The organism is Streptomyces sp. NPDC002265, from assembly GCF_040296125.1.
In the GTDB taxonomy this organism is placed as follows: Bacteria; Actinomycetota; Actinomycetes; order Streptomycetales; family Streptomycetaceae; genus Streptomyces.
The window spans coordinates 1-8,688 of the sequence record NZ_JBEOWS010000387.1 but is presented as its reverse complement, the minus strand read 5'-3'; the positions used below and the strand labels follow the sequence as shown (position 1 = coordinate 8,688).

7 protein-coding genes and 1 pseudogene are annotated in these 8,688 nt (G+C 72.6%); 1 reads left to right on the top strand and 7 read right to left on the bottom strand.

Features of this window, described 5'->3' with window-relative positions; all coding sequences use genetic code 11:
• From ABT085_RS40015 to ABT085_RS39990, 6 genes and pseudogenes are all read right to left on the bottom strand, one after another.
• Positions 1-1,820: DUF5682 family protein (locus ABT085_RS40015; RefSeq protein WP_351620000.1), on the bottom strand; the 1,820-nt coding region annotated here is incomplete at its 3' end.
• Positions 1,817-2,938, bottom strand: coding sequence for an ATP-binding protein (locus tag ABT085_RS40010; protein ID WP_351619998.1), 1,122 nt, complete (start codon positions 2,936-2,938; stop codon positions 1,817-1,819). The genes ABT085_RS40010 and ABT085_RS40015, both read right to left, overlap by 4 nt.
• Positions 2,939-3,042: 104 nt before the next feature.
• On the bottom strand, positions 3,043-4,599 hold the full coding sequence (locus tag ABT085_RS40005; RefSeq protein ID WP_351619995.1) for a vWA domain-containing protein: 1,557 nt from the start codon (positions 4,597-4,599) through the stop codon (positions 3,043-3,045).
• Entirely contained in the window at positions 4,596-6,128 is a 1,533-nt protein-coding gene (locus tag ABT085_RS40000) for a hypothetical protein (protein ID WP_502982935.1), read from the bottom strand. The genes ABT085_RS40005 and ABT085_RS40000 overlap by 4 nt, the downstream gene beginning before the upstream one ends.
• A pseudogene (locus ABT085_RS39995) lies at positions 6,105-6,554 on the bottom strand (hypothetical protein); the annotation flags it as partial. The pseudogene ABT085_RS39995 and the gene ABT085_RS40000, both read right to left, overlap by 24 nt.
• A 213-nt stretch (positions 6,555-6,767) precedes the next feature.
• Positions 6,768-7,400, bottom strand: coding sequence for a PAS and ANTAR domain-containing protein (locus tag ABT085_RS39990; RefSeq protein ID WP_351619992.1), 633 nt, complete (start codon positions 7,398-7,400; stop codon positions 6,768-6,770).
• A 124-nt stretch (positions 7,401-7,524) separates the two neighbouring features.
• On the opposite strand from ABT085_RS39990, the gene ABT085_RS39985 reads away from it, so the two are divergent.
• Positions 7,525-8,067, top strand: a complete 543-nt coding sequence (locus tag ABT085_RS39985; RefSeq protein ID WP_351619989.1) for a precorrin-3B C(17)-methyltransferase — start codon at positions 7,525-7,527, stop codon at positions 8,065-8,067.
• A 118-nt stretch (positions 8,068-8,185) separates the two neighbouring features.
• Here the strand turns inward: ABT085_RS39985 and ABT085_RS39980 are convergent, their stop codons facing one another.
• Complete coding sequence (locus ABT085_RS39980; protein WP_351620002.1) at positions 8,186-8,638, bottom strand: flavodoxin family protein; 453 nt, start codon at positions 8,636-8,638, stop codon at positions 8,186-8,188.
• Positions 8,639-8,688: the final 50 nt, after the last annotated feature.

The following is an 8,688-nucleotide window of genomic DNA, read 5'->3' as shown; positions in this document are numbered from 1 at the left end:
GCCGTGCGCCGCAGCCGTTGCTCCAGGACCTGCTCGATGCTGATCCCCTCGTAACCGAGTTCGATGAGGGCACGCTGGTGGGTGCCCAGCGCCAGGTCCCAGGACTCCTGGATCGGCCGCTCGCCCAGGCTCCGCTCCCCCATGATCGGCCGTGCGGCGCCCTGCGGCAGCAGGAAGCGCAGCATCCACAGCACATCGGAGCAGCGCTCCAGCTCCGGCTGCGACGCGATGTCCAGCAGCGCCCGCTGCACACCGCGCTGTTCGAGCCTCAGGGCCAGCGGCTTCAGCCGGTCGTGCACGTCGCGTGCCAGGGGCGGCAGGGCGTCGTAGCCGACCTGCCCGATCCGGTCGCCGCCCATCATGATCTCGACGAGGCGCCGCACGTCGCGCCGGCCCGGCACGCTGTCCTTCTCGATGCAGGTGACGGCCGCGTCCTGGAAGTCGTACGGCGTCGGTTTGGCCCGGTCGCGCATGCCCGCGAGGAGGATCGACGTCTCGAACACCGCGATGGCGTCGGCGGTGGAGGCGAGGTAGCCGTTGCGGCGCGCGGCCCGCACGATGTCCACCGACCAGCCGAGCAGCTCCGCCTCGTCGAGCGGGTCGAGGACGGGCGGCCGCCGGAGGAAGCCGGACAGCCGGTCCGCTGCCGCGCCGGTCTCCCCGCTCCGCGCGGCCGGGGCCGGGGCGGCCACGGCCTTCGTGGCCCGGCCGTTCTTCGCGCCGGTCTGCCCCGCGAGACGGAACGGCTGCACCCGGGTGCGCCGCAGGTTCTTCGCCCACACCGTCGCGGCGATCGAGACCGAACCGGCGGCGAGACCGAACTGCGCCTCGATCGCCGCATGGCTGGACGGGATCAGTCCGTGCTGCCACTTGGTCGCGGTGCGCGGACCGATCTCGAACGTGTCGGCTCCCCGCACGCCGAACTCGGCCACCCGGCTGGCCGCGTGGAACGCGCCGCAGACGTACAGGCAGTCCGCCGGCTCCGTGCCGGTCGCGGCCAGGTGCTCGCGCATCCTGGTCCACATGTAGCGCTCGCGGTCCTCGTCCACCCGTACCCGGTGCTCGTCGCCGGGGGCCAGGCGCCGGAAGAGGCTGCCGATCAGCAGCATGACCTGCCGGTAGGTGTCGTGGTCGCCGTCGCCGAGCGGCAGTTCGACGTACTGGTGCCACCACTCCGACCAGTGCCGCACCCGGCCGTGGCGCAGCAGGTGCTCCTCCAGTTCGGCGAAGCGGGGCCGCAGGTCACCGATCTCCACGCCGACCGCGTCGCCGTGCAGCGCGGCCTCCTCCTCGGCCGGCGGGGCGTCCGGGTCGGCCGGTGCGGCGGCCTGCGGTCCTCGTTCGTCCCACTGGTACACGTGGTCCGACGAGCGGTCGACGAGGACCAGTTCCACCCCGGGGGTGTCGAGGGCGTAGGCGATGGCCTGGTACTCGGCCGACGCCTCGGTGATCGGCGCGACCACCGACAGCGGCGCCCACTCGGCCGGGAATCCCTCGGTCTCGGTCGCGAAGGCCTGCACCGCCACCGGGAGCCGGCAGTTGCGCAGTTCGGTCAGCAGCGGTGCCATGTCCTCGCACAGTTCGAGGTACACGACCTTCGGCTGCTTCTCGCGCAGTCTGCGGGCCATCGCGATCGCCGAGGCGGGCGAGTGGTGGCAGACCGGGAAGATCTCCAGCGGCTCGCGCACCGCGCGGTCGACGTCGTCCACGATGCCGAGGAGGATGCCCTCCAGCGCTCCCGGCCCGTCCGCGAACGTCCGTGCGGCTTCCTGGAGTTGTCCGCGCAGCGCGCCGAACGCGCTCTCGTCCGGGCCGCTCATGACAGGGTGGCGATCGCGTCGCGGCCGCCCTCCAGGAACTCCGCCCAGGAACCGCCCTCCTCCTTGCTGCGCGGCTCCACCACACCGTGCAGGTACTTGTTGAGGATGGCCAGGTCCTCCGGATCGCGCCGGGCCAGCGAGCCGACGAGCGAGGAGGCGAGGGTGTGCGCGGTCAGCGCGCGCTCGCCGAAGAAGTTGCCGTGCAGGATCGCGTCCTCCAGCACACCGATCTGCTCGGCGGTGGACAGGGCGGACTCCAGCTTCTCGTCGTCGCTGCCGGCCGCGGCCGCGGAGGCGCGCAGGTCGGCGAAGCTCTGGAGCAGCACGTCCAGCAGGGTCGGCGGGACGTCCAGCTCGATCTGGTGCCGGCGCAGCAGTTCCTCGGTGCGGAAGCGGACGATCTCCGCCTCGCTCTTCTTGTTGGTGACCACCGGGATGCGTACGAAGTTGAAGCGGCGCTTGAGCGCCGAGGACAGGTCGTTGACGCCCCGGTCGCGGCTGTTGGCGGTGGCGATGACCGAGAACCCGGGCTTGGCGAAGACGATGTTGCCGTTGTCGTCGCCGGCCAGTTCCGGTACGGAGATGTACTTCTCGGACAGGATCGAGATCAGCGCGTCCTGGACGTCGCTGGTGGAGCGGGTGAGCTCCTCGAAGCGGCCGATCGCGCCGGCCTCCATCGCGGTCATGATGGGCGAGGGGATCATCGACTCCCTCGACTGGCCCTTGGCGATCACCATGGACACGTTCCACGAGTACTTGATGTGGTCCTCGGTGGTACCGGCCGTGCCCTGCACCACGAGCGTGGAGTTGCGGCTGATCGCGGCGGACAGCAGCTCGGCGAGCCAGCTCTTGCCAGTGCCGGGGTCCCCGATGAGCAGCAGACCCCGGTCGGAGGCCAGGGTGACGATGGAGCGCTCGACGAAGCTGCGGTCGCCGAACCACTTCTGCGCGACGGGCCGGTCGAGCCCGTCGGCGCGCTCGGAGCCGAGGATGAACAGGCGCACCATCTTCGGGGACAGCCGCCAGGCGAAGGGCTTGGGGCCGTCGTCGATCGACTCCAGCCAGTCCAGCTCCTCGGCGTACTTCAGCTCGGCGGGGGCGCGCAACAGCTCGGACATATCGGTGCCTTTCTGGGCAGGTCTCGGCAAGGAAGCAAGAAAAGAGGGGGAAGCCCGGGGCCGGAGGCCCATATGGGGCGGAACGCTCGATGTACGTGGGCGCCTCAGGCGAGGAACGTCTTGAGCTCCTGGACGAGCTTGCGGATGTGGCCGGAGACGACCGGTGTACCGAGATCCTTGAAGCGTTCCCGGAACCAGGGGTTGACGCTGGCGCGGCCCGAACTGGTGACCGAGCCGACGGGAATGAACTTCGCGCCGGAGCGATGGATGGCGACCATGCTCGCGAACAGCGGCTCTGCGCGCCACTCGTAGAAGTCGGAGATCCACACCACGACGGTGTTGCGGGGCTCGGCGATCTTCGGCTGGGCCAGCGTCATCGCGACCGTGCCGTCGGTGCCGCCGCCGAGGTTGGTGCGCAGCAGGGTCTCGAAGGGGTCGTGCACCCAGGGGGTGAGGTCGAGTGCCTGGGTGTCGTACGCGATGAGGTGGACGTCCACCTTGGGCAGTCCGGCGAAGATCGACGCGAGGATGGTGCAGTTCACCATCGAGTCGACCATCGAGCCCGACTGGTCCACGACCACGATCAGCCGCTGGGGCGTCGTCCTGCGGGCGGTGTGCCGGTAGTAGAGGCGGTCGACGTACAGCCGCTCCTCCTCCGGGCTCCAGTTGGTGAGGTTCTTCCAGATCGTGCGGTCGAGGTCGAGGTTGCGGAACACCCGCTTGGGCGGCACCGAGCGGTCCAGGGCGCCGACCGACGCCTTCTCCACCTGGGTCCGCAGGACCTCGGCGACCTCCTCGACGAAGCGCCGGATCAGGTCCTTGGCGTTGGCGAGGGCCACCCCGGACAGGTTGTCCTTGTCCCGCAGCAGCTGTTCCACCAGCGACATGCTCGGGGTCAGCTGGGCGGCCAGCCGGGGATCGGCCAGCACCTCGCGCAGTCGCATCCGGCGGACGAGTTCGGCCTCGATGGCCCCGAGTTCGGGCCCGATCGCCGGTATCAGCCGACTGAGGTCGGGCGTGCCGAAGCCCACTCCGGTACCGGTCGGGGCGACACCGCCCGGCACTGCGGCGCCTCGCCCGGTCCGGCCGCCGCGCAGCTCGCCGGGACGGCAGCCGAGGGCGCGCTCCAGCCAGCCCGCGTCGGACTGCCAGCGCGAGAGCTGTCCCGCGGTGACCGTGCCGGAGGGGGCGGCGAACACGTTGAGCAGCACCTTCGACACCAGTGCGGCCCGGCGGACCTCGGCGTCCCGGTCCCGTCCGTCACCCTCCGGGTCGGCTTCGGCTTCGGTTTCGGCTTCGACGTCGGTCTCTGCACCGGTCTCACCGTCGGTCCCCGACTCGGTCCCGCTCTCGGATTCGGCCTCGGATCCGGTGGCGCTCCCCGGGTCGCCCTGGCCGAGGGTCCCGGCCTGAGGGACCATCAGCCCGTCCAGCTCGGCGGCCAGTTCCGGGTGGCGCTGCACGATCGAGTCGACGGAGGTCTGCGGGTCCAGCAGCGCGGGCGGCAGGCCGATGTCCTCGACGACGGCGAGACTCAACGACTCCAGGGCCGGCTGCTCCTCGTGGTCGAACAGCCGGGCGAGCAGCCGCCAGTACAGCACCTGGCGACGGTTGTCGTAGGGGTTCGCTCCCGGGTGGTGTCCGTTCGTCGGCTCGGTCATTTGCGCAGCAGCCTTCCGGCGCGCTCGCGCAGCACCACCACGGCGTCGGCGGCGGCCTTCTCCGCCCTGGCGCCCGTCTTGTCGGCCGTGCCGCCGACCCAGCCGCCGGCGTGGATCGCGACGGCCTTCCTGCGTACGGTCGTCTCGACGGCGAGCGGCTGGACCCCGAACGTCCCGGCGTCCCAGCGCAGCAGCCCGATGCACGCGCCGGAGGCCTCGACGGCCTCGGGCGTGAGCGGTCCGGCGACCGGGATGCGGTCGGTGTCGACGACGAGCGGCTGCCCGGCGACGGTGAACGTCAGCACGTCGCCGCCCGGTCGGTCGACGTCGCCGCCGTCCGCCGGAGCCTCCTCCGGCGCGTCGGTGGCTGCCGCCTGCGGCCCGGTCCTGCGGACGGTGTACCCCTCCAGGAACACGGGGACGGCGATGCGGGCCGGATGCCGGTCCAGCGGCGCGGTCGCCGAGGCCGTCGCGGTCGGCAGTGCGACACGGGCGGTGGCGAAGGCGTCGGCGGGCTCGCCCGGCCGGGCGTGCTCGTCGCTCCAGATCAGGTCGCCCTCGGCGGTGAGCGGCATGTCGGTGATGTCCATCGAGCGCCCCTCGCCGACGGCGGCCAGCAGCGACATGTGCGGTCGCAGCAGTTGCCACACACCGGCGCCGACGACCGTGTCCGGCTTGGGGACCGCCACTCCGGCGCGCACCAGGCGCGGCGGCGTCCCGTCGGCGGGTTCGAGCACCGCGTGCACCTGGGCCTGTGCGGCGGTGGCGTGTTCGTGCACGTCGACGCCGAGGGGCAGCAGACGTCCGGTGGCCGCGGCGACGGCGGGCGTGCCGGTGGCGCCGGGCAGGGTCAGGAGCATCGCCCGTGACCACAGGTCGGCCCAGCGGCGTACCGGGACGTGGTCCAGGGCCGCTCCGGGGCAGGACGCCGCAAGTTCGGCGGCGAAGCCGTCGAGGAGCGTCGCCAGCCGGCGCAGGGACGGGTCGGGCAGCATCGCGGAGACGATCTGGGCCGATCCGGCGACCACGTCGTGGTCGATGCCCCGCCATCCGGCGCGCGCCAGGTCGGCCAGCCAGGAGCGGGCGGCGGCGAGCAGGTTCACGGCCTGCGGTCCGGCGGGCGCCGGGGCCGTGTCCCCGTCGTGCGGCCGGCCGGTCAGCTCCTCGACACGGGTCACGAGGGCGTCGTGCACGGAGCCCAGCAGTGCGGTGCGGCCCGCCGCGAGGACGACGAGGTGGTCCTCGGCCGCCGCTCCGGCCGCCGCCTTCTCGGCGGCTTCGGCGGCCCTGGCGGCCAGCGGGGAACCGGCGACGGCCTGCGCGAACTCCGCGAGGGCCGCGGCCTGGTCGGGCCTGGGACGCAGCAGACCGCCGACGAGAACCTGGTCGAACGCGTCGACGGCGGCCAGTGCCTCGTCGAGCCCGGTGATCGCCTCGGTGAGCGGGCCGGTGTCCTCGGCCGGGCCGGGGCGGGAGGTGTGCGCGGGCACTCCCGGCACGGTCCGCCTGGTCGGCGGGAACCACTGCATCTCGGGCAACGGGCCGTTGGTGGGGGCGAGTTCGAGGTAGGCCAGGTGGCGCAGGAACCGGCTGAAGACCGGCGCGGCGGCCGTGGCGTCCGCCTGCGCGGGGCGGGTGCCGATCATGTCGGCGGTGATGCTCTGCGCGCTGGGCTGTGCGTCGGTCGCGGTGGGCTCGACCCGAAGATAGCGGGCGACGCGCTCGGCGCCGTACTGGAGCACCGCCTCGTTGACCAGGGCCCGTATGTGGTTGCAGAACGAGCCGCGCGCACCGCCGCAGGGCCGGTTGTTGTTGGTGCTGCAGGCGAACGCGTACGTCCGGGCGGCGATCGACGAGACGTAGACCCGCTCGATGTCCGAGCCGCTGGACACCACTCCCTGGAGGCGTCCGTCGGCCAGTTCGACGAACGGGACCTTGGCGAGCTTGCGTGGCATGGCGGGTGGGATCACCCGTGCCGTGCTCGACCTCTCCCAATCTGACAACGCGCCATCTCCTTTGCGCCCAGGGGACTGTCACCCCGGATCGGCGGGACACGGCAGAACATACGGGCCACCACTGACAATCACCCTCGGCACCGATCCGGGAGCCGCGTCGGAGCCGCTCCGGGACCGCTCGCGCAAGGCCCGCGGACCCGGGAACCGCCGTCGTCAGTCGTCCGGGTAGAGGGCCTGCGCGATGCGGTGATGGAGGTCGTGCTGGCCCTCTCCGGGCGGGGTGGGGGTGGCCTCGACGACGGCGCGGGCGACGGTCCGGAGTTTCACGTTCGTCTGCTGGCTGTGGCGGCGCAGCACCCGGAAGGCCACGTCCTCGTGCACGCCGTACAGCGCCATGAGGACACCGCGGGCCACGTCCACGTCCTCCTGCGAGGCGCGGGCGCGCGCGATGTCCACGTCCGCCGATTCCTGGGCGTGCCGCTGCACCGGCTCGGTGACGTCGACGACGAATCCCCGCAGTACGACCACGGAGTCGTCGTCGACCCGGCCGTCGCCCACGAGCACGGCGTGCCGCTCCTGCCCGTCACGGGTCAGGAGCCGGTAGTACGTGCTGAACGGCGTCCCGGTGCCCAGTCCGTGGTCCCACACCCGGCGGATGCCCTCCTGGTCGTCGGGGTGCACGTGCCGTTCCAGCAGGTCGCCGGTCGCCGGGATCTCGTCGGCGTCGTAGCCCAGCAGGCGGTACATGTCGTCGGACCACCACCAGGCCTCCTCGGGCACCCGGAAGAGGAAGACGCCGGTGAGCGCCTCGGTGTCGTCCGCCGGACCGACCGGTTCCTCCGTCACCGCGTCAACCTCCCGTAGCCCGTCCCGCCGGGGACGCTCGCCCTACGAGGAGTCTGGCATCACCGCTGCGCGCACGCCGCCGGAAAGCGGCCCGGAAATGATTGGTAGCTGCAATGATCTGCGCATGTCATGGAAACGGTCCCGCCGGCTCACCGTCCCCGTCCTCGTGCTCATCGCCGTCGCCGCCGCCAGCTGTGCCGATCCGTCGGCCGACCCCCGGGCGGGCGAAACGGCGTCGGCGGCCGCGGAGGGTTACTGTCCGCTCCCCGAGGAGGACGGACCGACGCCGACGCCGTGCATCACGTTCGACTGGAACCAGCGTGTGGCGGAGAACCACGCGTACCGCTCACCGATGCCCATCACCTCCCTGCAGAAGCAGCAGGGCGCCCCGCGCGCCGAGGCCCTCACCCGGGCTCTGCGGAAGCTCGCGGCGAAGGGGACCACCGAGGCGGCACTGCGCGACGCGGCGGCCGGCGCCCTCGGGCTGCGGCCCGCCCAGATCGAGATCCAGGGCTTCCGGTTCGACCCGCTGCGTGACGTGCTCGTGGGCGGCGGCCAGGGCCGGGTGTGCGTCAACGGCACGATCGACGCCACGGGCCGGGCGAGCGCGGAAGTCGTCGGCCGCACCGCCGACGGGACCTGCCTGCCGGGCCTGGGCGGCCACTGACCCGCGGGTGCGCGGACGGCCGCCGCCCGGCCTCGCGGGACCTGCCCCGTCCCCCGGACCGGCACCGTCCGCCTGTTCCCCGGCCACCGGAGATCGCCGAAACCGGTGGCGAGGGGCGTCACTCCATCAGCCCCGCGGCCAGGGTCGCGCCGAGTTCCCAGCACGCCCGCACATCGGCCTTGGCCGGCTCGCCGGTCACGGTCACCGGCTCGGCGGCGCGGCGCCAGCCGAGGCCCGTCGTGATCGTCTCGATGCCGCGCACCGCTCCCGTGACGTCGTTGCCGCCGTGCACGTAGAAGCCGAACGGCCGGCCCCGGGTGGCGTCCAGGCAGGGGTAGTAGACCTGGTCGAAGAAGTGCTTCAGCGCGCCGGACATGTACCCGAGGTTCGCCGGGGTGCCGAGCAGGATCCCGTCGGCGGCGAGCACGTCGGAGGCCGTGGCGGACAGCGCCGCCCGCCGTACGACGTCGACGTCCTCGATCTCCGGGTCGCTCGCGCCGGAGACGACGGCCTCGAACATGGCCTGGCAGTGGGGCGAGGGCGTGTGATGCACGATCAGCAAGGTGGGCACACTCCCGAACCCTGCCGTCCGGGCGGCCCGGACCGCAAGCCGGACCGCCC